The organism is Acidovorax sp. Root267 (assembly GCF_001429215.1).
Classification (GTDB): Bacteria; Pseudomonadota; Gammaproteobacteria; order Burkholderiales; family Burkholderiaceae_C; genus Acidovorax; species Acidovorax radicis.
Window position 1 is genome coordinate 25,150 of sequence record NZ_LMJC01000032.1, and the last position, 23,719, is coordinate 48,868.

Annotated in this window: 21 protein-coding genes; 8 read left to right on the forward strand and 13 right to left on the reverse strand. The window is 67.0% G+C overall.

The annotated features are described in order from the left end of the window. From ASE39_RS22145 to ASE39_RS22155, 3 genes are read right to left on the reverse strand one after another with little or no spacing between them, the layout of a single operon-like run. Positions 1 to 429, reverse strand: coding sequence for a GNAT family N-acetyltransferase (locus tag ASE39_RS22145; RefSeq protein WP_057272562.1), 429 nt, complete (start codon positions 427 to 429; stop codon positions 1 to 3). Positions 430 to 442: 13 nt separating this feature from the next. Then, a complete protein-coding gene (locus ASE39_RS22150; RefSeq protein ID WP_057272563.1) occupies positions 443 to 1,255 on the reverse strand; it encodes a hypothetical protein in 813 nt (270 codons plus the stop codon). Continuing rightward, on the reverse strand, positions 1,252 to 2,994 hold the full coding sequence (locus ASE39_RS22155; protein ID WP_057272564.1) for an FMN-binding glutamate synthase family protein: 1,743 nt from the start codon (positions 2,992 to 2,994) through the stop codon (positions 1,252 to 1,254). The genes ASE39_RS22150 and ASE39_RS22155 overlap by 4 nt, the downstream gene beginning before the upstream one ends. A 213-nt stretch (positions 2,995 to 3,207) precedes the next feature. On the opposite strand from ASE39_RS22155, the gene ASE39_RS22160 reads away from it, so the two are divergent. The 3 genes from ASE39_RS22160 (at position 3,208) to ASE39_RS22170 (ending at position 6,340) form a co-directional block, all read left to right on the forward strand. Next, positions 3,208 to 4,065: a YecA family protein gene (locus tag ASE39_RS22160; RefSeq protein WP_057230008.1), complete on the forward strand. Its 858-nt coding sequence runs from the start codon at positions 3,208 to 3,210 to the stop codon at positions 4,063 to 4,065. 130 nt (positions 4,066 to 4,195) lie between these two features. Further along, on the forward strand, positions 4,196 to 5,758 hold the full coding sequence (locus tag ASE39_RS22165; RefSeq protein ID WP_057272565.1) for a SulP family inorganic anion transporter: 1,563 nt from the start codon (positions 4,196 to 4,198) through the stop codon (positions 5,756 to 5,758). 144 nt (positions 5,759 to 5,902) lie between these two features. Continuing rightward, entirely contained in the window at positions 5,903 to 6,340 is a 438-nt protein-coding gene (locus tag ASE39_RS22170; protein ID WP_140426857.1) for a hypothetical protein, read from the forward strand. Positions 6,341 to 6,494: 154 nt separating this feature from the next. On the opposite strand, the gene ASE39_RS22175 is transcribed toward ASE39_RS22170, so the two are convergent. The 4 genes from ASE39_RS22175 to ASE39_RS27320 all read right to left on the reverse strand — a co-directional run bounded on the left by ASE39_RS22175 (position 6,495) and on the right by ASE39_RS27320 (position 10,198). Then, positions 6,495 to 6,983: a nuclear transport factor 2 family protein gene (locus ASE39_RS22175; RefSeq protein WP_057272566.1), complete on the reverse strand. Its 489-nt coding sequence runs from the start codon at positions 6,981 to 6,983 to the stop codon at positions 6,495 to 6,497. 85 nt (positions 6,984 to 7,068) lie between these two features. Beyond that, positions 7,069 to 8,955: a cyclic nucleotide-binding and patatin-like phospholipase domain-containing protein gene (locus ASE39_RS22180; RefSeq protein WP_057272567.1), complete on the reverse strand. Its 1,887-nt coding sequence runs from the start codon at positions 8,953 to 8,955 to the stop codon at positions 7,069 to 7,071. A gap of 218 nt (positions 8,956 to 9,173) precedes the next feature. Next, on the reverse strand, positions 9,174 to 10,067 hold the full coding sequence (locus ASE39_RS22185) for an alpha/beta hydrolase (RefSeq protein WP_057272568.1): 894 nt from the start codon (positions 10,065 to 10,067) through the stop codon (positions 9,174 to 9,176). Beyond that, complete coding sequence (locus ASE39_RS27320) at positions 10,064 to 10,198, reverse strand: hypothetical protein (RefSeq protein ID WP_282434135.1); 135 nt, start codon at positions 10,196 to 10,198, stop codon at positions 10,064 to 10,066. Before ASE39_RS27320 ends, ASE39_RS22185 begins: the two co-directional genes overlap by 4 nt. Positions 10,199 to 10,937: 739 nt before the next feature. Between ASE39_RS27320 and ASE39_RS22190 the strand changes: the two genes are divergently transcribed. Then, entirely contained in the window at positions 10,938 to 12,026 is a 1,089-nt protein-coding gene (locus ASE39_RS22190) for an IPTL-CTERM sorting domain-containing protein (RefSeq protein ID WP_158004268.1), read from the forward strand. Here ASE39_RS22190 and ASE39_RS22195 read toward each other — a convergent pair. From ASE39_RS22195 to ASE39_RS22210, 4 genes are all read right to left on the reverse strand, one after another. After that, a complete protein-coding gene (locus ASE39_RS22195) occupies positions 11,987 to 12,514 on the reverse strand; it encodes a CinA family protein (protein ID WP_057272570.1) in 528 nt (175 codons plus the stop codon). The two genes, ASE39_RS22190 and ASE39_RS22195, sit on opposite strands and share 40 nt — an antisense overlap. Continuing rightward, the gene (locus ASE39_RS22200; protein ID WP_029414328.1) at positions 12,511 to 13,041 is read right to left on the reverse strand and encodes a phosphatidylglycerophosphatase A; all 531 of its coding nucleotides are present in this window, start codon (positions 13,039 to 13,041) and stop codon (positions 12,511 to 12,513) included. The genes ASE39_RS22195 and ASE39_RS22200 overlap by 4 nt, the downstream gene beginning before the upstream one ends. Positions 13,042 to 13,205: 164 nt before the next feature. Then, positions 13,206 to 14,870 (reverse strand): DUF4139 domain-containing protein, encoded by a 1,665-nt coding sequence (locus ASE39_RS22205; RefSeq protein ID WP_242421534.1) that lies wholly within the window; start codon positions 14,868 to 14,870, stop codon positions 13,206 to 13,208. Between the two features lie 339 nt (positions 14,871 to 15,209). Further along, a complete protein-coding gene (locus tag ASE39_RS22210) occupies positions 15,210 to 16,094 on the reverse strand; it encodes a LysR family transcriptional regulator (RefSeq protein WP_057272572.1) in 885 nt (294 codons plus the stop codon). 142 nt (positions 16,095 to 16,236) lie between these two features. Between ASE39_RS22210 and ASE39_RS22215 the strand changes: the two genes are divergently transcribed. From ASE39_RS22215 to ASE39_RS22225, 3 genes are all read left to right on the forward strand, one after another. Further along, positions 16,237 to 17,277 (forward strand): NAD-dependent epimerase/dehydratase family protein, encoded by a 1,041-nt coding sequence (locus ASE39_RS22215; protein WP_057272573.1) that lies wholly within the window; start codon positions 16,237 to 16,239, stop codon positions 17,275 to 17,277. A gap of 37 nt (positions 17,278 to 17,314) precedes the next feature. Further along, complete coding sequence (locus ASE39_RS22220) at positions 17,315 to 18,496, forward strand: hypothetical protein (protein WP_057272574.1); 1,182 nt, start codon at positions 17,315 to 17,317, stop codon at positions 18,494 to 18,496. A gap of 153 nt (positions 18,497 to 18,649) precedes the next feature. Beyond that, complete coding sequence (locus tag ASE39_RS22225) at positions 18,650 to 19,966, forward strand: ferric reductase-like transmembrane domain-containing protein (protein WP_057272575.1); 1,317 nt, start codon at positions 18,650 to 18,652, stop codon at positions 19,964 to 19,966. Positions 19,967 to 20,141: 175 nt separating this feature from the next. Here the strand turns inward: ASE39_RS22225 and ASE39_RS22230 are convergent, their stop codons facing one another. Beyond that, complete coding sequence (locus ASE39_RS22230; protein WP_082615545.1) at positions 20,142 to 21,935, reverse strand: pectate lyase; 1,794 nt, start codon at positions 21,933 to 21,935, stop codon at positions 20,142 to 20,144. A gap of 419 nt (positions 21,936 to 22,354) precedes the next feature. On the opposite strand from ASE39_RS22230, the gene ASE39_RS22235 reads away from it, so the two are divergent. Then, positions 22,355 to 23,329, forward strand: coding sequence for a TRAP transporter substrate-binding protein (locus ASE39_RS22235; RefSeq protein ID WP_010466408.1), 975 nt, complete (start codon positions 22,355 to 22,357; stop codon positions 23,327 to 23,329). A gap of 34 nt (positions 23,330 to 23,363) precedes the next feature. Here the strand turns inward: ASE39_RS22235 and ASE39_RS22240 are convergent, their stop codons facing one another. Beyond that, entirely contained in the window at positions 23,364 to 23,717 is a 354-nt protein-coding gene (locus ASE39_RS22240; protein WP_057272576.1) for a hypothetical protein, read from the reverse strand. Positions 23,718 to 23,719: the final 2 nt, after the last annotated feature.

Consider the following 23,719-nt stretch of genomic DNA (forward strand, 5'->3'; position numbering starts at 1 on the left):
TCAAGGTGCGAGTACCTTCTTCATGTACACCAGCTGAAAGCCCTGGATGTAGTTGTCGATGTGTCCGAACTCCTCATAGCCCTGCTTGAGGTAAAAGCCCCGCGCCTGCCACTCAAAGGTACTCAGCGTCGCGCTGTGCGCACCCAGCTCGCGGGCTTTCTGTTCCGCTGTAGCCAGCAGGCTTCGGCCCAGCCCTTGGTGCCGGGCCGATTCGTCGACAAACAGAAGTTCCACATTCAGCCACTGCAGAAACACGAAGCCGCGCAGCCCGCCCAGCAATTCATCCTTGGTGTCACGTGCGCTCACCCACACTGGCTGCGTCTGGCCGTATTCGCCAACAAATCCGTAGTTGAACTGCCGCATCCGGCGGCCGAGGACACCGGAGTGGACTTCTTCTGCTGTGGGGGTGTAAATCTCGTAGTCGTTCATCGCGCTAGTCTTGTCATGCCAACAAGTCATACGCCGCCCGCACCCGCTGCAAGTCCCGCCCCAGCCTGCGGCTTGCGGGCAGTCGCCGCATCCATCCCATCCGGCGCACGCTGATCTCCAAGACCTCCCGCATCTCCGCGCTGCCCTGCGCCACCCACGCCGCCCAGCGCTCGCGCCCCTCGGCCAGCGTGCTGCTGGTGTGCAGGTAGATCGCGGTGGAGTGGGCGTAACACAGCGCATCCCGCACATGGCACACCGCCAGTGGCAGCACGGCGGCGGGGTCGTCTTCAAAGTCGATGCAGGCCACCTCGCCATCGGGGCAGCGCACCAGGTTGCGCGCGAAGGCCTGGCTCAGGCAGGTGCCCTGGCGATGCACCTGTGCCAGGGTGTCCAGCCCTTGCTGCCACAGCGCCAGCACAGCGGCCGTGTCACCCGCCTGCACGGCGTGGTCGATCTCGTTGCCCAGCGAATGGGTTTCCTCACCCACGTTGCCCAGGTGGCGCATGGCAAAACCATTCGGCAACGCGGCCAGCACCACGGGCACGCGGATGCCACGCGCTGCCAGGTCGCGCAGGCGTTGCACCTCCGTGGCAATGGCGGCGGGGCCGCCGGGGTTGGGCACGGGGCGCAGCACCGGGAGTCGCAGCAGCCCCGCCAACACGGCCATGGTGCGGTAGCGGCCCGTGCCGTGGGGGGCGCCCGCGCGCTTGATCCAGATCTGTTCATCGCCCAGCACATGGGCCATCACGTTGTGGGGCTGCGTGGCCAGCTGCTGCTGCAGAAGGGCGCCGTAGTCGATGGTGTGTGGTGTGGTGTCCATCGTCATACGGCGGCATCCCCTGCCACCACGGCAGCGGTGCCGGCCGCCGCTGCGTGCACCAGCTCCACATGGTGGGGAATGGACGGTTCCATCGCGGGTTCGCTGGCCTGAAAACTGTGGGCGCTGGCCAGGGGCCAGTACAGGCGGAACACGTTGTGCTGCGCGTCCAGCGGGCCCAGCAGCGCGCCCGGTTGCATGCGCGTGATGAGGTTGGACAAGAGGCGCACCTCGGTGTCGCTGATGCGGCGCACGATGTGGTGGGCGGTGATGTCCTTGGGGTGGCGCAGGCCGGCGGCCTGCACCAGCTCCTGCAGCGCATGCAAGGTGCTGCGGTGGAACTGCGCCACGCGCGTGGCCTTGTCGGGCACCACCAGGGCCTGCTGGCGCAGCGGGTCTTGGGTGGTCACGCCCGTGGGGCAGTGGCCGGTGTGGCAGCTTTGTGCCTGGATGCAGCCCAGCGCCATCATGAAGCCGCGCCCCGCATTGCACCAGTCGGCGCCCAGGGCCATCATGCGCGCGATGTCGAAGGCGCTGATGACCTTGCCCGCGCAGCCAATCCGCACGCGGTCGCGCAGGTTCACGCCCACCAGCGTGTTGTGCACCAGCAGCAGGCCCTCTTGCAGCGGGGCGCCCACATGGTCGGTGAATTCGACGGGCGCCGCGCCCGTGCCACCCTCGGCGCCATCGACCACGATGAAGTCGGGCGTGATGCCGGTGACCAGCATGGCCTTGACGATGGCGAACCACTCCCACGGGTGGCCCAGGCAGAACTTGAAGCCCGTGGGCTTGCCGCCCGACAGCGTGCGCAGCCGCGCGATGAACTGCATCATCTCCACCGGGTTGCTGAAGGCGCTGTGGCTGGCGGGCGAGATGCAGGCCTCGCCCTCCTTCACGCCGCGCGCAGCCGCGATCTCGGCGGTCACCTTGGCGCCCGGCAGCACGCCACCGTGGCCGGGCTTGGCGCCCTGGCTGAGCTTCAACTCGATCATCTTGACCTGGGGCTCGGTGGCGCTGGCGGCAAAACGCTCTTCGCTGAACGTGCCGTCGGGGTTGCGGCAGCCAAAGTAGCCCGAGCCGATTTCCCAGATCAGGTCGCCGCCATGCACCCGGTGGTGCCGGCTGATGCTGCCCTCGCCCGTGTCGTGCGCAAAGCCGCCTTTGTGGGCGCCCTGGTTGAGCGCCAGGATGGCGTTGGCCGACAGCGCGCCAAAGCTCATGGCCGAGATGTTGAACACGCTCGCGTGGTAGGGCTGGGTGCAGGGCGCCACGGACTGCGACGGTGCATCGGGGTTGCCGCCGATCCACACGCGAAAGTCGTGCGACGGCAGCTGTGTGGGCGCGAGCGAATGGTTGACCCATTCGTAGCCCTGCGCGCCCACGTCCAGGTGGGTGCCAAACGGGCGGTTGTCCGGGTCGCCCTTGGCGCGCTGGTACACCAGCGAGCGCTGCGCGCGCGAGAACGGCGCGGCCTCGCTGTCGCTTTCGATGAAATACTGGCGCACCTCGGGCCGCACATATTCGAGCATGAAGCGGATGTGGCCGATGACCGGGTAGTTGCGCAGAATGGCGTGGCGCGACTGCTGCAGGTCGTACACGCCCAGGGCCACCAGGGCGGCGAACACCAGCACCACAGGCAGCCCCACGCTAAAGGCCACCAGCGCAAACAGCGACAGCAGCAGCCCGAAAACGCACAGCGCAAAGGCCGTGTAGCGCACCGGGTACAGGGAGTTCAGTTGGTGGAGCATGGGGGTCCTGGTTCTGGTGGCGGTGCGAGAGGGGGCTACACTGACCGCCTTTTTATCGGGTTGCCGTGTTGCGCGCGGCTTTTTTGAGGCCCGGCACCACCCCGGGCCGCCGTGCTGGCGCTGCGCCAGCGCCACGGCACAAGGCCTGCGCATCATAAAAGTAAAACAATGTTTTACCGCCCCCGCTTTCTCGCTTGACGACCGGAGCTCCCCATGACCGAACCCACATCCCCCACCCCCGCCACCGACGATCTTGATGACCCCACGGGCACCCCTGCCGCCGCGCTGGGCCCTGAGGAGCTGGAAGAGATCGACAACATCCTCGACGACCTGCGCTCGCGCGGCGAGGAAATCCCGCAGTGGGAGTTCTGCGACGGTTTCATGACCGCGCTGATCTGCAGCCGCCGCCCCATCGCCCCGGCCGAATACCTGCCCATGCTGCTGGGCGATGGCGCCGAGCTGGATGTTGCCGAAGGCGACCCGCTGCCGCAGTTGCCAGCCTTTGCTGACGCAGCCCAGCAGGCGCGCTTTTTAGAGCTGTGGAACCGCCGCTGGGCCGAGATCGTGGCCCAGCTCGACACCGACGTGAAGACGCTGGACGACGACCGCACCTTCCAGCCCGAAGCGATGGACATGCGCGGCGCCGTGGCCAGCCTGACCGACGAGCAGCGCGCCGAAATGGGCGACGACCAGGAGATCCCGTCCTTCGGCCAAGTGTGGGCCCTGGGCTTCATGTTTGCCGTGGAGAACTGGCCCGAAGACTGGGCCGCCCCGCGCGACAAGGAAGCCGCCAAGTGGCTGGACGACGCGCTGGACAGCATCGTCGCCCTGACCGAAGACGACACCGGCAAGCCCGAGGTCTGCATGTACGACGAAGACGGCCCACCCAGCACCAGCCAGGCGCGTGTCGAGGCCTTTGGCGAAGCCATCTGGGCCGTGTACGACCTGCGCCAGCTGTGGAAGAGCATGGGCCCGCGCGTGGAAACCGTGCGCAAGGCGCCCGAGCCCGGCCGCAACGACCCGTGCCACTGCGGCAGCGGCAAGAAGTACAAGAAGTGCCACGGGGCTTGATCTTGTTGGGTAATTTGCTATTGATCGAATAGCTATTGGCGCTTGATGGATAAGCGATAGAGCCTGTTTTGATCTGAAATCCCTCGCAGCGCACCTCCGGGTGCGCTTTGCTTTTTGCAGGGCACCCCGTATGAACCCTTCCACCCTGACCCGCCTGCGCGCCGAATGGGCGCCCAGCATTCCGCGCGAGCTGCTGGCCGGGGCCGTGGCCACGTTTGCGCTCATCCCCGAAGTCATCGCCTTCTCCTTCGTCGCGGGTGTCGATCCGTCCGTGGGGCTCTTCGCCTCGTTCGTCATCAGCCTGGTCATCGCCTTCACCGGCGGGCGGCCTGCGATGGTGTCTGCGGCGGCGGGCTCGGTGGCGCTGGTGGCTGCGCCGCTGGTCCAGTCGCACGGGCTGGGCTATCTGCTGGCGGCGGGGCTGCTGGCGGGCGCGGTGCAGGTGGCGTTTGGGCTGATGAAGCTCGGTGTGTTGATGCGCTTCGTGTCCAGCTCGGTGCGCACGGGCTTCGTCAATGCGCTGGCCATCCTGATCTTTGCCGCGCAGCTGCCGCATTTGCAGGGCGCCAGCGCGGCGACCTGGGGCGCGCTGGCGTTGGGGCTGGTGCTCATCTACGGCCTGCCGTGGCTGGGCCAGCGGCTGGCGTGGCCTGCGCTGTCCGTGATCCCGTCACCGCTGATCTGCGTGGTGGTGCTCACGGTGCTGGCATCGGCGCTGGGGCTGCACCTGCCCACGGTGGGTGACCTCGGCAAACTGCCCGATGCGTTGCCTATGTTCGCACTGCCGCAGGTGCCCGTGTCGCTCGAAACCCTGCGCATCATCCTGCTGCCTGCGCTGGCGATTGCCATGGTGGGCCTGCTTGAATCGGTGCTCACTGCCGCTGTGGTCGATGAGCTGACCGACACCCCTAGCGACAAGAACCGCGAATGTGCGGGGCTGGGCGTGGCCAACATCGCGGCCAGCCTGTTCGGCGGCATTGCGGGCTGCGGAATGATCGGCCAGGCCGTAGGCAACGTGAAGTACGGCGGGCGCGGGCGCCTGTCCACGCTGTTTGCCGGGGTGTTTTTGCTGATCCTCATGGTGGCGCTAAAAGACTGGGTGTCCAAGGTGCCGGTGATCGCGCTGGTGGCCATCATGGTCATGGTGTCGGCCGAGACGTTCGACTGGAAATCGCTGGGCGCCCTGGTGCGCCACCCCCGCCTGTCCAGCGCCGCCATGCTGGCCACCGTGGCCGTCACCATCGCCACGCACAACCTGGCGGCTGGCGTGGCCGTGGGCGTGGTGCTCAGCGGGGTGTTCTTTGCGTTCAAGGTCTCGCGCATGCTGGAGGTGCGCGTGCATGACGATGCGGATGGCGCCGATCACGACGATGGCGCTGGTGCCGCGGCCTTGGGCCAGCGCACCTGGCGCGTGTCCGGCCAGGTGTTTTTTGCCTCGGCCGACGCGTTCATCGAAGCGTTTGACGTGCTGGGCGCCGAGGGCCGCGCGGTGGTCATCGATGTGACGCACGCCCACTTCTGGGACATCACCGCCGTGGCCGCGCTCGACAAGGTGGTGCAGCGCCTGCGCCACCATGGCTGCACGGTGCAGGTGCTGGGCTTGAACGATGCCAGTGCGGTGCTAATCGATCGCTTGGGAAGCGATGTGACGCCTGCCAGGGCGCAGCAGGGTGGGGAAGCGCATGGAGAATAAGGCGCCGCCTTAAAGGCAGCATGGCGCATCGCAGTCTTCAGGGTGGGGGCAGGTGCTTCGCGCGCAATGGCTTCACGCTGCATCCCCGCAGCCTGCCGAACCGGTTTCTAATAGTGGAAATGAGATGAACATGAGGGGTGAATCGTGTTGGTTCGTATTGTTTGTTTTTTGGCCGCCATCGGCATGTTTGGCCTGTCCTGGGGGTGCTATGTCGAGAACAAGGCCTTCCGGTTGTATGGGCTGAAAGCGCAGTTGGCCCCCATCGATAGCTATATTGATAAAACCACAACATTCAAGCGAAAGAAGGAGAGTCCGTTCTTCGACAACACGCCCAGAGAATACAAAAGCAAGGGTATTACGACGTACTTTATGACGGCAAATAGCGAGCGCGTTGAGGTTTCATCTGGCGTCCCTGCGTGGGTCGTCGACAAAATGATCAGCCGCCAAGACGTGGTCATTACCTACGTCTCCAACAATCCCAAGTTGGTCCGATACGATGACCACACGGCCAATACAACCGGTGCCGCAATTACCGGTCTCATTCTTCTTCTGGCTTCCTTCGTTCCCTGGCGCAGAAGTTGATTTTTGCGTTTTTGGTGGGTTGGGCATTGATTGCCCGGTTGGTTGTGTGCCTGACCCTGGTGCGGAGGGGCACTCTGAAACCGCATCTCCCTCCTGACTTCACGTTGGGCTGCTGATGCAAACAGATCTTCATCCACGCGAGCGGGCGGTACCCTCACCCCTGCGCCAAAAACTTTTTCAAATTTCCCGCCGCCGTGCTGCGCACCTTGCGCCGGAGCGATGGCGACCAGCCCAGCAGCACGCCCGGCAGGCCCAGCGCCTGGCGCGACCAGCTCCAGAAGTTGAAGCGGTCGCGGTGCGTGGCAATCAGACCGTCGGAGGTAAAGGTGAAGGTTCCATCGATGATGTTGTGCACTTTGCGCCCCGTGGCGCTGAAGAGGTAGTGCGCCTCCCAGTGCGCCTTGCCACCCTTGGCATCGGCTTCAATGCCGCTGAACGTGAGTTTCCAGTGCTCGGCGGCGCCGGGCTTTTGGGTGGCGGTGCACAGCATGCGCCACATGCCGCCCACCTGCTCGCGGCCCTTCAGGGAAAAAGCCTCGTCGTCAAAGGTGGCGTCGGGCGCGTAGCAGGCGGCCATGGTGGCATGGTCAAGCTGCGCAAACGCGGTGTAGAAGCGCTGCAGGGTCTGGGCGTTGGGGTGCATGGGGTCTCCTCCTCAAGGGCGCCCATGCTACACCGGTGCCTGCCCGTTGCACGCCGCTTGGGCGACCGTCCCGTGCGGTGCGTTCTCAGCGGGTGCGCAGCCCGCCGAGGCGCCGGCGCCTCGTGGCGTCAAGCCCGTCCAGCACCTGAATGCCATGTGCATACCCCTGCTGCACGATCTGCTCGAAGCGGTTCCACTGCAGCATGCCGACGCGGTCCATGGGCGGGTTGAAGTACAGGTCGGTGAGCTGTTGCGACTGGCGCTGGCGCGACATGCTGTACAGGATGGTGACCTGCATGAGGTAGCTGGCCAGCGAGGGCAGCTTGTAGCGGCGCTGGGCGCGCGGGCGCAGCTTGTCGCGCAGCAGGGCCCAGCTGGTGGGCATGTCGTCCAGCTCGATCCGGCGCGGTTTGCGGAAATTCAGGTCCACGCCGATCACCGTGCCGACGCCGCGCATGCTGCGCATCACGTCCACCGGAAAGTTGTTGAACGTGCCGCCGTCGCACAGCAGGTCGCCCTCGTGCACCACGGGCGGCAGTGCGCCGGGGATGGAGATGCTGGCCAGCAGCGACTTCACCAGGCTGCCTCGGCGCACCACGTGTTCGCTGGCGCGCGAATAGTTGGTGGCCACGCAGTAGTAGTTCTTCCACAGGTCTTCCACCTGTGCCGGAAAGCCCACCAGCCGGCCCACGGCCTCGTGCAGGATGTGGCGCAGGCGCCGCCCCTTGATGAGCGACATCAACGGCAGCAGGTTGAAGTCGCCCGTGGGGTTGGTGCGGAATGCCTCGCGGGCGTTGGCCATCACCGTCGCCAGCGGCTGGTCGGACGCCACATACGCGGCCATGACCGATCCGATGCTGGTGCCGCCCACGCAGTCGATCTCCACGCCTTCTTCCTGCAATGCGCGGTAGATGCCCAGGTGTGCAAAACCGCGTGCGCCGCCGCCAGCCAGCACCAGGCCCACGGCGGTACGGCTCTGGATGCGGGCCAGGCGTGCCATGTCGCGGTCGAGGGCGGGGCGCACATGCACATGGTCGGCCACGGGGCGGCGGTCCAGCCATTGCTGGGTGCCGCGTGGGCACTGGGTGCCTTCGGGGTGCAGCAGCACCAGGATCTCGGCGGCCTCGGCCAGGGGCGCGCGGCGCAGCAGGCAGTTTTCTTCGATCGGGTGGATGGCGGGCTCGGCCTGCGCGTCGGCCAGCAGCAGCAACTCGTCGCAGTGGCGGCTCACGCGGCGTGTCCAGGGGGTGGGCTCGGGGTCGGCCAGCAGCAGCACGAAATCGTTGCGGGCCTCGATCTCGTCGAGCAGCATGGCAATGCGGCGGTTGGCCGTGGCGTCGGCGCCTTCGCGCTGCGCAATGCCGGGGGCATGCAGCTCGGCGTCCACGGTGGCGGAGTCCACCACCCGCACGCGGCCGATGGTGCCGAGCTGGCGCGCCAGGCTTTGGCCAAAGCCCTGCAGGTCCACGCCCGCGCTGATGGGTAGCAGGCCCATGGCCACGGGGCGCTCTTGTGCGGCCGTGCTGGCTGCGGTGCCCGACTGCAGGCGCTGGATGATCTGGCGCGTGAGCGCAATCGACACCTGGGCGCTGCTGGCTAGCAGGGTCTTGAACACGTCCTTGGTCAGGCGCACCAGCACCGAGTCGCGCACGGCGACCACGGTGGCCGCGCGGGGCGCATCGGTGAACAGGCTGATCTCGCCAATCACCTGGCCCCGGCCCATGTCGGCCACACGGCGCTGTGGCCCGCTGCTGCCGTCATCGCTGCGCACATAGGCACGCAGTCGGCCGCTCACCGTGAGGTACATCGACTCGCCGGGCTCGCCCTGGGCCATCAGCGTGCTGCCACCGGGCATCTCCACCCACTCCAGCTGGGCGCGCAGCAACTCCAGTGCCTCGGGTTCAATGCCTGGCAGAAAGCTGCGCAGGTGCTCGGTGAGCAGTTGGTTCTGGGTCGCGGTAAATGGGGGCATGGTCACGCAATCGGCAAGGCACGGTGAGAGCGCTGCAGAACGCGGGGGCTCGCAAAAAAGCTGTGTTCGCGATGGGTTTCGCAGCGTGCGAAGCGGCGGATTCTAGGAACGCAGGAGCACGTGTGCCTGCCTCTCAGGGGGCGATGGTTGTGGCCCGCGTGAACAAATGCACGGCCGGCCCTTGCGATTGCCCTGCAGGGCCGGTGTGGAACCGGTCGTCAGCGCATGAAGGCGCTCAGCGCGTTGGCCGTGGCCTCGGGCAATTGCTCAGGGATGAAATGCCCTGCGGGCACGGCCTGGCCGGTCACCACGCCCGCACATTGCGCCTGCCACAGTGCCAGCGGATCGAAGAACCGGTGGACCACGCCGTGCTCTCCCCAGACCACCAGCGTGTCGCACGCGATCTTCTCGCCCTGGGCGCGGCCTGCGCGGTCGTGCGCGAGGTCGATGTCCGCGCTGGCGCGGTAGTCCTCGCACGCGGTGTGGATGGCCTCGGGCGTGCAAAAGCAGCGCTCGTAGTCGGCCAGGGCCTGGGGCTCGATGTGGGCCAGGCCTGCGCTGCCCCAGCCGCCCAGCTTGGCGTGCAGGTAGGCGCGGGCGTTGCCGCCGATCATGGTCTCGGGCAGCGGCGCGGGCTGGATCAGGTGGAACCAGTGGTAGTAGGCGCGCGCAAAGTCCATGTCGGTGCGGGCGTACATATCCAGCGTGGGGGCAATGTCGATGAGGCACAGCTTGCGCACACGCGCCGCGTGGTCCAGCGCCAGGCGGTGCGCCACGCGGCCGCCCCGGTCGTGGCCACACAGGTAGAAACTGTTGTGGCCCAGCGCGGTCATCACCTCGGCCATGTCCTGCGCCATGGCGCGTTTGCTGTAGTTGCTGTGGTCGGGCAGGCCGGGGGCGTGCGACGAGTCGCCATAGCCACGCAAATCGGGCATGACCAGGAAGTAGTCGCGTGCCAGCTGCTGCGCCACGCGGTGCCACAGCGCATGGGTTTGCGGAAAGCCGTGCAGCAAGAGCAGGGGCGGAGCGCCCACGGTGCCGCCAGTGCGTACAAAAATTTCCGCACCTGAGGTGGTGATGCGGTGGGTGAGGAATCCTTGGAACCAGTTCATGGTGTGCGCCGCGAGTGACCTGCACCCATCGGTTGGTGGGGCGTCAGGCCAGCGGCCCCGCTGTCCAACATGGCACCGGACGCGCTGCGGGCCGCGTCGGAGGGTTGCAGGGGTTGGGCGTTGGGGTGCATGGGGGCTCCTTCTTGGGGGGCCCATGCTACACCGCGCCTCTGTGGCGCAAGCGCGGGTGGACCAACAGGGAGATGCGCCGGCCCGCGAGCCATCGTTCCCGCGATGGGAGGCCCACATGCCGCTCCGTCGCAGGGGCTGCCGGATGGGAGCAACCCTGAATTACATGCCGTTACACTAGCGGCCCATCGGGGATGCGATTTCCAGGGCGCCCGCTGCCAGCCAGCCGCCGCATGGGGCTGTTGTGTACACGGGCCATCAGGGGGGCTGGCTTCCCCAAGGGTTCTGCATCCCAGGGTTTTTTACAAGGCGCGCGATGCCTGCTTGCCCGGCAAGCCCCCCGTGGGAGCATGGGGCGGAAAGAGGCGATGCCGGTGGATCAAAGGAAAGTCGTGGGTACGATCAATGTGGCCTGTACGGGCGGGGCAGGGGTAGGCATAGGCGTGTTTTCATCGGGGCCGGGCAGGCTGATGGTACGGCTGGTGCTGTCGTGGTGCCTGTGCCTGGCGGCGTCGTTTGCGCAGGCGGCTCCGGTGGTGCTGACGATCGTGCCAAGCGACTCTCCGGTGTCGGGCGGTGACGCCTTTCATTTGACGGTGACCTACGACACCGCCATGGACACTACCGTCAATCCGGTCATCTCGTTTCCCACGGTGGGCGAAGACCCTGGGGACCACATCCACCTGGCTCGACGCCACGACGTTCCGGCAGAACTACGACACCGTTGCCATGGTTCTGAACATGAGCCCATTGGATGTGGCGGTCAACGGTGCGCAAGATACCTTGGGCCAGGTCCAGTCCCCAGGCTTTCAGGCCGACGTGTTCGAGATTACGTACATCCCGCCCACGCACGTCATTGACATGAAGGGTTCGATCGACGGCGGCATCTTCGTGCATCCGGCAGGCACGGGCCACGTCCTCACCGACGCCGATATCGGCAAAACCGTCGAGTTCATCATCCGGTACGACATCCCCACCGACTATGGCGGATGCGCCAACGGAGTGGTACAGAACTTCCTGTGCACCAACCTTGTGTTCACCAATACGGGTGGCACGCCGCTGAGCCTGACCAACGTCACTTCGGAGTGGTTGACGCGCAACCGCTACCGGGTGACCTGGAAGATTGCGGATGGTGACGAGCAGTTCGGCAGCATCAACGTCATTGTGGCCGGCGGCGTGGGACGCAAGGACGACACGAATATCAAGAACACCGACTTCGAGCTGGTGGGCGTGTTCAGCATCGACACCAAGAACCCCACCGTGGGCAGTGTGGCCCCCAGCGCTGCGACCATCCGCAGCGGGGTGCCTGCCAGTGGCGTGTTCACCCTGACCGTGGCATACAGCGAGCCCATGGATATGACCAGCACGCCATTGCTGAGCTTCCCCAACCAGAGTCTGGGGGCCTTGCTGTCCCCCACCGGCGGTAGCTGGATCGACAGCACGCACTATGCGCAGAATTTCGCTGTGGGCACGGTCGCGGGCACCGTCACCGCCATGCAGGCAAAGGCAGCGCTGGTGTTCCCGGCAGTGGATGTGATGGTGGCGGGTGCGCGCGACGCCAATGGCAACCTGCAAAGCGCGGGGGTTGTGGCAGGTGTGTTTGCGGTCAACTTTGCGGGAGCGGCGGCTGCGGCGGCCATTCCCACGCTGTCCACCTGGGGCTTGCTGCTGCTGGGCACGTTGCTGATGGGCCTGACGGCTATTTCACAAAGCGCCAGGCCGCGCGCGAAGCGTCTAAGACGGGCACGCGCCCGCGCGCCGTCCGGCGCGGGCCGACCTCTCAGCCGCTCTCAGCCCAGCAAAAACCCCAGCAGCCGCTGCAGTGCATAGCGCACCGTGGCCGTGCGGATGGCGGCGCGGTCGCCCGCAAAGTGCTGCATCTCGCTGTGGGTTTCGCCATTCACGCACCAGGCAAACCACACCGTGCCCACGGGCTTGGCATCGCTGCCGCCCGTGGGGCCGGCCACGCCGGTCACGGCCAGGCTGACCTGTGCCTGGGAATGGGTGAGTGCCCCATCGGCCATGGCGCGGGCCACGGCTTCGCTCACGGCGCCGTCCTGTTCGATCATGGCGGCGGGCACGCCCAGCATCTCGACCTTGGCGGTGTTGGAGTAGGTGACAAAACCGCGCTCGAACCACTGGCTGGAGCCCGCCAGGTCGGTGCAGGCCGCTGCGATCATGCCGCCCGAGCAGCTCTCGGCGGTGGCCAGCAGGTGGCTATGTTTCAGCAGCTGCAGGGAAATCTGTGTCAAATTGGCCTCTAGCGCTGATGTATCAAGCGCCAGTAGCTCTTCATTCGATAGCGATGCGGTTGTCATAGGAACCTCCACACTGCAATGGCCAGCAGCGTACAGAAGGCTGCCACAAAGTCGTCCCACAAGATACCCCAGCCACCGCGCCAGCCAAAGCCCTTGAACAGGCTGTCGGCCCATCCCACCGGGCCGGGTTTGGCCGCATCAAAGAAGCGGAACAGCCCAAACGCCACCAGCTGCCCCCACCAGCCCATCGGCATCGCCAGCCACAGCACCAGCCAGAAGGCCACCACCTCGTCCCACACGATGCTGCCGGGGTCGGCCACTGCCATGTTGCGGGCGGTGGTGGTGCAGGCCCACCAGCCGACCAGGGTGCTCGCCACGATCACCAGTCCGATGGCGGCCGCCGACAGCCACTGCTGCAGCACCAGGTAGGCCAGCCACGCCCACAGCGTGCCCACCGTGCCCGGCGCCACGCGCGACAGCCCGGCGCCAAAACCCAGGGCGATGAAGTGGGCCGGGTGAGAAAACATGAACGCCACGGTGGGGCGCCGAGGAGCGGGTGTGTGGGCGGAAGGAGAGCTGGGGGTCATATCAACAATCAACGGTGCTTCGTGCAACCCACGGCGTATAAAACTGGCGCGCACAAGTCCAGCGTACCCGTGGAACTGGCTTTGCCAGGCCACCGGGTGCGTCCCCCTCCCGCGCAGCGAGAGAGGGGTGAAGGCGCGAAGCGCCTCAGGGGGTGCCTCATCATTTACTGGCGCTCTTGCAGCTCCACATCCTTGGGGAACCGGATGGTGTGCTCGGCGCTGAACGGCGTCGTGGCACCTGCGGCCAGCGCCTGCTGCCAGGCCACGGTGCCGGGTGTGCGGTTCCAGGCCGTGTCGGTGGGCTGGGGCTGGTAGCGCGATTCGACCTCGATCTTCTCGTTGCGTGACACCGGCGCGGCATGCAGCACCTGCAGCGTGATGCCGGTCTTGTGGCGGTTTTCCACGCTGTAGGCGCGGCGCGTCTTGCGCTCGGTGCGCGAGCCGGTAAAGCCGGTGCTGCCCGTCAGGTCCTGCACGGGCTCGGCCCGTACCGTGACCAGTTCATCGCGGCCAAACGACAGGCTGGTGCTGCCCACCGGGGCGCCCGCGCTGGGCGTGCCGAAGTCGATGCGCCCGTTGCCCACAAACGCGCCGTCGCGGTACAGGCCCGCAGGCCCGGCCGGCCACACGCCGGGCGGCTGGGCCATGTGGGCCACCAGGTAGGCAGCCTCTTCCACGGCCGGGGCGGTGCGGGTGATCAGCGTGGCCGGGGCCGTGTGGTTGCCCAGCGCCAGCGTCACACGCTGGCCACTCGATGGCACGGTGATGCGCTGCGGCACGGCGAATTCGGTGGCGAAACCCCTGTCGATCGCACTCACGTCGAAGACGGGCTTGTCCTCCTCGACCGCGTTGCGCGCGAGCGCGGCGGGCGAAGGGGCCGGTGGGGCCATGGCCATCATGGGGGCCGTCGCGGGCATGGGGCGCGGCGGCGGGGCCACATCCAGTGTCCATTCACGCGGCAGGCGGCCCTGCGTGGCCCGACCCGGCTGGCCGGTCGACAGGGTCAGCTGCACGTTGCCCCAGTCCTCGCCACTGTTCTGCGCCAACAGCGCCTGGCGCTCGATCAGCACGGTGGATTTGGTGGCGTCGAGCGTGGCGCGGTAGGTGGGCTGCCAGCCCGGGCCGCGCACCTGGTAGGACAGGCGCAGCTCGGCCTCGCGCTCGGTGGCCAGGTTGATGGTGACCGACACCACGCGTGCGCGCTGGCTGGCCACGCGGTCGCGCTCGGCCACCAGGGGTTTGAGTGCCAGCTGCAACGCCTCTTGCTTGCGTTGGAGCTGATGGCTGCGGGTGAAGCTGTCCTGGCCGGACTTGCGCAGCACGTCGGCGGTGGCGGCGATCTGCGCGGATGTGGGGATGGCGGCGCGCCCTGGGGCCGTCTCATCGCTGGTGCTGGTGTTGGCCACGCTGCGCAGGTAGCCGTCCACCAGCTGCAGGGCCGAGGCCTCGGCCTTCACTCCGGCGATCTGGTCTTCCAGCTCGCGGATGCGGCCGTCCATCGGGCTGGCGCAGGCCGCCACCACGTCGCGGTCTTCGGTCAGCACATTGAACTCGCCCACACGCACCGCGGGGTCGGCGTTGATCTGCAGGCTTTGCGCATCCAGCGACGCGGGCAGGCAGGCCAGCGTGAGGCTGCGTGCGCCAGCGGGCACCTTGGCCACACGCTCCACGGTGGCGCTGCCGGGGTAGACGGTGACGCGGGCAATGCGGGAGGTGTCCTGCGCCAGGGCCGGCGAGGCCGCGTTGCACAGCAGGGCCATGCCGACAAGGCACAGGGGCCGCAGCGGGTGTGGAGAGCGCAAGTGCAAGGCAAGGGGGGAATGGATCACGGGGCTCCTTGGGCGCGGTGGACAAAGGGAATGGGATGCTAGCAGCCACCGTGGCCGCGCACAGGTTCTTAGAACCTGTTCAAAATCTTTTCGGAGGTCGCGTTGGAGTGCAATCGGGATGAGTGGATGCCTTGGATGCGCCGCATGGGCTCGTGCCCATGCAAGCAGCCGGGGCGTCCAATCGCCCGATTTCACTCCAACCCTGCGGGCAAGTGCCTTGCCGGGCGGTCTGCGGCGTTGCGGCGCTTGTTGATAGCCAAGCTATCAACTGCGCACCGCGCCTTGCATCCCATCCCGGCAAGGCGCTTGCGCGACCCTGAAAAGATCTTGAACAGGTTCTTAAAGCACCCCTGGCACCTCTTCCGACAGGAAGTCATACACCGCCCGGATTTTGCGGCTGGTGCGGATCTCGCGGTGCACCGTGAGCCAGATGGGCAGCTCGGGCAGGGGCAGCATGGGCAGCACGGCCACCACGCCGGGGTCGGTGCGGGCCAGGTAGTTGCCTACAAAGCCGATGCCCAGGCCCGCACGCACGGCCTCCCAGTAGGCCATGAGGTCGTCGGTGCGGAACGCAAAGTGCTGGCGTTCCACCGGGTAGCCCATGGCGGCAAAGCCCTGCAGGATGTCCTCGTGCCGGTCGTTGCCCACCAGCTCGTGCTGCAGCAGGTCGGGCGGTTGCCGGGGCGTGCCCTTGCGGCGCAGATAGTCGCGGTGGGCATAGGCGCCCAGCGTCACCGCGCCGATGCGCTTGGCCACCAGGCTGGCCTGGTCGGGGCGCACCATGCGCAGGGCGATGTCGGCCTCGCGGCGCAGCAGGTTGGTGACCTGGTTGCTGGCCACCAGTTCCACCTGCACCTCGGGCAGCACCTGGCGCATCCGCGCCAGTACCGGCGGCAGCAGTGCGCAGGCCACGGGCTGGCTGGCGGTGATGCGCACGGTGCCGCTCACCCCTTCCTCGGCGCCCGATACGCTGCGGGCCAGCTGGTGGGCGCTGGCCTCCATGGCGCGCGCGGATTCGGCCAGCCGCAGCGCCGTGGCGGTGGGCAATAAACCGCGCCCCGTGCGCTCGAACAGCACCACCCCCAGCTGCGATTCCAGCTCGGCAATGTGGCGGCCAATGGTGGGCTGGCTGGCATTGAGCACACGTGCCGCACCCAGCAGGCTGCCCTGGTCCAGCGCGGCCAGGAAGGACTGCACCAGGCTCCAGTCAAAGGTCTGATTCATGGCGATAGCGTGCCTGCAATGTGGGTACCGCGGAGCGGTTGGAGGTATTCAATTTTGCATTGCTGCTATGAATGGTTAGGCAATTGTGTAACGGTGCCTGCGTTTTCACAATCGCTCCATCCCTTGTGAATGGAGCCCTGACATGACCACCCATCCCCTTTCTCGCCCCACCACGGACTACCCCTCCACCGTGCTGATCCTGGGCGCCCGGGGCCGGCTGGGCCTGGCGGCCGCCCGCGCCTTTGCCCAGGCGGGCTGGCAGGTGCTTGCCCAGGTGCGGCCCGGCGCGCGCAGCCCTGCGCTGCCCGCCATTCCCGGTGTGTGGTGGATGCCCGTGGCGGTGGATGACATCGCCGCGTTGGCCGCCCAGGCGCAAGGTGCCCAGGTGGTGGTGCATGCGCTCAACCCCATCTACACGCACAAGGCCTGGCGCGAGCAGGCCCCCGCGCTGATGGAGGCTGCGATTGCCGTCTCGCGCCAGCTGCGCGCCACGCTGATGCTGCCCGGCAACGTCTACAACTTTGGTGAAGGCATGCCGCCCGTGCTGCGCGAAGACACGCCCCAGGCCGCCACGGGCTTCAAGGGGCGGATGCGGTTGCAGCTGGAGCAGCGCCTGCAGGCCGCCACGCAAGGGGGCGACCTGCGTGCCGTCGTGCTGCGCGCCGGGGACTTCTTTGGCAGCGGCACCGGCAGCTGGATCGACCAGGCCATCGCCAAGGACCTGCCGCAGGGCCGCGTCACCTGGCCTGGCCCGCTGGATGTGACCACGCCGTGGGCCTATCTGCCCGACCTGGCACGCAGCTTTGTGCGCGTGGCGCAAGAGCGTGACCGGCTGCCCGCGTTTGAATGCCTGCATGTCGCGGGGCACCACGTCACCGCGCAGCAGTGGCTCCACAGCTTCACCGCCATTGCGACAGAACAGGGCTGGTTGCCCGATGCGGGCGCGCTGCGGGTGGGCCAGCTGCCGTGGCCGCTGCTGCGCGTGATGGGGCTGGTGGCCCCCACGTTTGCCGCACTGGCGGCCATGCGCTACCTGTGGGGCACGCCCCACCGGCTGGACAACACCCGCCTGCGCGCCCTCATCGGCGACGAGCCCCACACCCCGTTCGACCAGGCCGTGCGCCAGGCGCTGGCGGACCTGGGGCTGGTCACGTCGCAGGTGCCGCGCGCCGCTTTGGCCTGAAACCCGCCACCGATTCACCCACCCAAGGAACCTTGTCATGCACCGTCGCAACTTCATCCGATTGGTCGGGGGGGGCACCATCGCTGCCGCCACCGCAGGCACGCTGGCCGCCTGTGGCGCCGTGGGCTCGCACTATCCCGCCGAGGCGGTCGAGGCCTGGAAAGGCCCCGTGGGCGAGACCGACGCGCGCCGCCGCGCCGTGGCCTACGCCATCACCGCGCCCAACCCGCACAACCTGCAGCCCTGGCTGGTGGACCTGCGCGAAGAGGGCGTGATCACCCTGCGCACTGACCGCGAGCGGGTGCTGCCCCACACCGACCCCTTGGGGCGGCAGATCCTGATCGGCCATGGTGCCTTCCTGGAGCTGCTGGTGATGGCGCTGGCCCAGCAGGGCGTGGCCAGCGAAGTAGTGCTGTGGCCGCAGGGTGAGTTGCCCATGGCCCTGAAGGACTGGGACAGCCGCCCCGTGGCGCGCATCACGCTCCAACCCGGCGGCGCGCCCGATCCGCTGTTCGCCCAGGTGCTGCTGCGCCGCACGCCCAAGACAGACTTCGACACCACCCGCCCCGTGGCGCCCGAGTTGTTGGCCCAGTTGCTGGGCAGTGCCCAGGCCGGTGCCCCGCTGGGCGTCGGCGGCACGGTCAGCGCCAGCCAGCTGCCCGCCCTGCGCACGCTGTGCTGGGAGTCGGCCCGGGTGGAGCTGCTCACGCCGCGCACCATGATGGAAAGCATCCACCTCACGCGTGTCGGGCCGGGGGAAATCCTGCAGCACCGCGACGGCATCTCGCTCAACTCGCCGTTTGTGCGCGCGGTGTCGGCGCTGGGCATGTTCGACCGCTCGGCGCCACCCATCGAAGGCAGCGCAGCCTACAAAAGCGCCATGGGCCGCTTTGAAGGGCACAGCCGCACGGCCATGGGTTTTGTGTGGATCACCGGCCCCAACACGCGCAGCGACCAGGTCCACACCGGCCGCCTCTATGTGCGCCAGCAGCTGCAGGCCACGGCGCTCGGTGTGGGCATGCACCCGATGAGCCAGGCCGTGCAGGAGTTTGCCGAGATGGCCCCGCACTTCGAGCGTGTGCACCAGCTGGTGCTGGGGCTGCCCGCGCCGCGCACGCCGCAGGACGCCACCGTGCAGATGTTCTGCCGCATCGGCTACCCCGAAGGCGAGGTGCCTGCCACACCCCGCAGGCCCCTCGCGCGTTTTGTGCGGACTTGACTCCGAGGAGGGCAGCCCCCGCGCAGATTGCTGATGCAGATCAACCCTCGGGCACCAGCCGCCACGCTTTGCCGCCCCTTCACACTCCGTTCAGGTGGCGTTCATCGCGGGTTTCTACAGTTGCTGCATTGCAACAAATGGTTGGGACTGGTGATGTGGAAGAAGGTCTTGGGGGGCTCTCTGGCGCTGGCATTCACAGCGTGGCTGCTGGCACTGTGGGTGCCCCAGCCTGCGCCGGCCGCATGGGGCGATGTCTGGTGGTGGCGCAACCAGCTGATCCTGCTTACCGGGGTGGGGGCCTGGGCGCTGATGTCGCTGATCATGGTGCTGGCCGTGCGGCCCGCGTGGCTGGAAAAACCGCTCGGTGGCCTGGACAAGAGCTACCGCCTGCACAAGTGGGCGGGCATTGGCGCGATTGTGCTGGGGTTGGTGCACTACGGGCTGCAGCTCTCGCGCAGCCTCCTGGCCGACTGGGTGGGTCGCCCGGTGCGCACGCCGCGCGCTGACTGGTGGCTCAACACCTTCCGCCACCTGGCCGAGGAGATGGGAGAGTGGGCCGTGTGGTTCCTGGCGGCCATGCTGGTCATCACGCTGTGGCAGCGGTTCCCGTACCACGTGTGGCGTTACCTCCACAAGCTGCTGGCCGTGGTGTACCTGGTGTTGGCCTTCCATGCCGTGGTGCTCACGCCGCCTGCTTGGTGGCAACAGCCGGCAGGTGTTCTGGTGGGCCTTTGCTCGCTGGTGGGGGTGTTGTGTGCCGTGCGTTCGCTGGCCGGGGCCATCGGGCGCAGCCGCCGCCATACAGCGTGCGTGGTGAGCGTGTCGCCACAAGGGGCAGGGGTGCTGGAGGTGGTCTGCCAGGTCAGCCCCGCCAGTGGCTGGAAGCATGCGGCCGGTCAGTTTGCGTTTGTCACCTTTGGCCGTGCCGAGGGGGCACACCCCTTCACCCTGCTCAATGCCGACCAAGGCGATGGCGTGCTGCGGTTTGCCATCAAGGCGTTGGGCGACCACACGGGCCAGTTGCCCCTGCAGGTGCAGCCGGGCCAGACGGTGAGCATCGAGGGGCCGTATGGCTGCTTTGACTTTCGCAGCGACAGCGCCACCGAGCAGGTGTGGGTGGCCGCAGGCATTGGCGCCACGCCGTTCATGGCCTGGCTCGAGTCGATGCAGTCCACGCCCGCGCTGGCGCCCCGGGTGCACCTGCACTACTGTGTGCGCCATGCCGGTGAGGCCGTCTTTGCCGAGCGCATGGCCGCACTGTGCGCCCGCTTGCCCAGCGTGACGCTGGAGACGCACTACAGTGACGACGCCGGGCCCGTGACACCGGCAGCGCTGCTGGCAGGCACCAGCCCGACGGCGAGTGTGTGGTTCTGCGGGCCGCAGGGTTTTGCCGAGGCGGTGCGCCGGGGCATGGAGCACCTGGGGCGCTCGCCTGCGCGCTTTCACCAGGAGCTGTTCCAGATGCGCTGAGGCGGGTTTCTCGCGCCAGCGCTCGAGCACGGTGCGGGCAGCATTTGGCTGCAGTCCATTCCCCCGGCGCGCGGCCTGTCCTGATGCGGGAGATGTGAGCCATTTTGCCTTCCAGCGCTTTCTGGGAAAGCGCAAAATGCTATACAAATAATAGCATTTTGCGCAGAGCGATTGGTCACGCCACCGGTGCCACGAACGCGATCAGCCGCCCCATGCGCCGAATCCACTCGGCGGTGACGATGAACTGGGGCTTGTCCTTCTTCACGTACGGCGGCACTTCGGGCGGGTTGTCGGCCGGGTAGGGCGAGGTGTCGTACACATCGCCCACGTGCTTGCTGCGGTAGGCCGTGCCGGTGTAGGGGGCGGTGGGGCCGTCGGCCAGGTAGGGGTTCACGATCTCGGGCACGGGCGATGTCCAGTAGTTGCGGGTGCCCAGCTCGGTCAGCAGCGTGGCGACTTCGGATTCGGGCACCGCGGGGGTGGCCATCACTGCACCGGTGAACAGGTCCGGAAAGTCCACCTCGCGGATCGAGAAGTATTTAGGCAGCGCTTTGCCGCCGCCTGTCACCTTGAGCGGCGAGCGCGCCGCCAGCTCGGCCACGGCCGCGTCCGTCATGCCGCTGAGCTTGGCGTACGTGGCCTCCAGCCCAGCAATGTCGATGGGACGGCCGGCCGAGTAGTGGCTCACGGTGTTGGTGTAGTTCTTGTCGTAGTAGTAGGCGCCGTTGTGGATGTTGGAGCCGTAGCGGTGCACGTACAGGCCGTCGTTGGTGCCCAGCTCGACAAACGTGGGGTGGGTGCGGCCACCGCCCAGCAGCGGGTTCACCGTGGCGGCGTCGGCCGGCAGCGGGCAGCTCTTGAGCCACGCAATCGCCTCGGGCAGGCGCGCCAGGTACTTGCGGTCGCCGGTGAGCTGGAAGTAGTTGAACATCTGGCGGATGTTGGTCTGGGTGGTGTGCGTGGCCAGCGAGCGGGGCTCGTAGCTGCGCGCACCTGCAGGCGATCCGGCCGGGCGGCCGTCCTTCTCGCGGGAGAGGTGCTGCAGCCCCCAGCCGGCCTGCTGGCCGGGCTGCTGCATCAGGCGCATGCACTCCATCGCGCGGTTGATGGGGGCGATCAGGCGCGTCTCGCCCAGCGCCATCACGCACAGGGTGAGGAACTTGATGTTCTCGCCCATCACGTCGTCGTTGAAGGTCACGTGCAGCGTGTAGTCGCCGTCGTCCATGCCGGCCTTGGCACCGGCGGGCAACTGCGATGCGTTGGGCAGCGGCATGCTGCTGACGGCGCCTGGGAAGTGCGGGAACCGCTGCGGCCAGCCACCATTGGCCACGCCGTACTCGGGACCGAACTGCGCGTTGAGCACGAAGTCGATGGCCTTTTGCACGGCCGGCAGGTAGCGGGCCTCGCGCCGCTCCAGGTACATGCGCAGCAGAAACTGCGACGCCACGGCCGTGCCCGCGTCGTCGAATGTGGCGTTGCCGTAGTAGTGCTGAAATTCTTCGAGCCGCCAGCCGTTCTTGCCGATGGTGTCGTACCACTTTTTCAGCGACGCCTCGCCCGCGAAGTCGTGGATGTAGTTCCACCCGCCGGAGCTGTGCTGCGCGGCCATGATGGCCGTGGCGGTGCGTTCGGCCGCGCGCCAGTGGCGTTCGTCGCCGGTGGCGTGGTAGGCGTCCAGGTACACATGGCCCACCGACGGCGTGCCCGGCGGCTGGATCCAGCACATGGTGCGGTAGGCCTCCATCTCGCCGAAGGTCTGCTTCAGGTCCGGCGAGTACGACCACACGTAGCCGCCCTGGTAGGACACGGTGTCGTCCATGTAGTGCGTGGCCCGCTTCAGGGCGTCGGCAGCGTCGGCCTTGGGGCCGGGCGGAAAGGTGGGCGCGGGGTCGTCGCTGCCGCCGCCGCAGGCGCTCAGCAGCAGGGGGGCCAGGGCACTCAGGGTGAAGTCTCTGCGCTTCATCGTCATTGGGATGTCTCCTCGTTGGATGGCAAGGGTTCTGGAAAGGGAGAAGCGGGCGCGCCCTGCTGCCACCAAGGCAATCGGCCCGGGCCACACGGCGCCTTGACAACAGACGTCGTACAACTTGGCGCGGATTTTGGGCGCGTGTTTTCATCCGATCACTGGCGTTTACCCCAATCAGGCAGATGGCCTGGTAGCCGCAAAATCGGGCGCGAAGGGGCTGTTGCGTTGGGTCAAAAATCCTTTGAAAGCCGCATGAATACTGGAAGTATTCGGTTTTTCAAAGATCAGTTGGAAACCTTTGTACCTACGAGGGCGCGATCTTGCGCCGCCTTGGATTCGGTGTAGAAATTTGTGATTATTTGTACGACGTCAGATGATGACGTTAACAATGCATTGCACAACAACAGGATGGAGGGACAAACATGCACAAGGGACTGAGAGTGGGTGGGTTGTTGGTGGCGGCGCTGCTGTGCGCAGGCGCTGCGTGGGGCCAGACCAAGCTGCGCGCGTGGAACATCCACCCCGACGGCTACCCCGTCACCGAGGCTATGAAAAGCTTTGCGCAGCAGGTGGGCAAGGCCACGCAGGGGCGTTACCAGATCGAGGTGTTCTCCAACGCCACCCTGGGCGATCAGCCCAAGGCCGTGCAGATGCTCAAGAGCGGCGAGATCGACATCGCCGAGTTCAGCTCGGGCCCGCTGTCCGATGCGGTGCCCGGCATCAAGGTGCTGAACCTGCCGTTCCTCTTCACCGACTCGGCCCACATGTTTCGCCACCTGGACGGCGCTCTGGGGCAGCGCTTTGCCGCCAACCTGCAATCGGCCGGCTTTGTGGTGCTGGGCTGGTACGACGGTGGCGGGCGTTCGTTCTACTGCGCCCACCGCTCGCCCGCCACCATCCGCGACCTGGCGGGGGCTTCCATCCGAGTGCAGCAGTCGGAGATCTATACCGAGATGGTCAAGCTGCTCGATGCGAAGCCGGTGGCGATGCCCTTCAAGGAGGTGCTGGGCGGTTTCGAGAAAGGCACCATCGACTGCGCCGAGAACAACATGCCGTCGTACGAGTCCACCGGCCACTACAAGCTGGCCAAAAACGTGTATGTGACCAACCACGTGATTTCGCCCGAGGCGCTGGTGGTGTCCACCGCGCTGTGGGCCAAGCTCTCGGCCGAGGACCGCAAGGCCTTTGCCGACGCGGGTGCGCAGTCGGCCTTGCTGATGCGCGAGCTGTGGAACAAGCGCGTGGCCCAGGCGCTGGAGACCACCGCCAAGCAGGGCTCGCAGTTCGTGCGCGTGAAGGACGTCTCGCCCTTCGTGCGGCGCATGGCCCCGCTTTACTCCAAATACATGGCCGACCCGACCACGCGGGAGGAGCTGCTGACCATCATTGCGAAGTAGGCTTCGCGCCGGAGCTTGCGTGAGGCCTGGCTTTTCAGGCCATGAACGGTGGGCCGTGAGGTTGCAGGCACATGGGCCGTTCGTCGAATGCCAGCCAGCCCAGCGTGTCGCAGAGCGACTGCACCCACGGGGTGTAGTCGGTGCGCAGCGAGCAGTGCATGGCGAGCGGGCCTTCGGACACGTCTTCGGGGAGATGGAATTCCACCCCGTGGCCCAGCACCGTGGCGTGGCCCCAGGTGGGCAGGGCCCATTCCAGGCCGGGCACCATCTGCGCGAGCGATGTTTTGATGTGATCGATGTCGCGCAGCACCAGCACCGTGTCGGGTGAGAGCTCGTCGGTGGACAGCGGCAACCTTGCGGGCTGGAAGAACAGGTAGGTATAAGCCATGG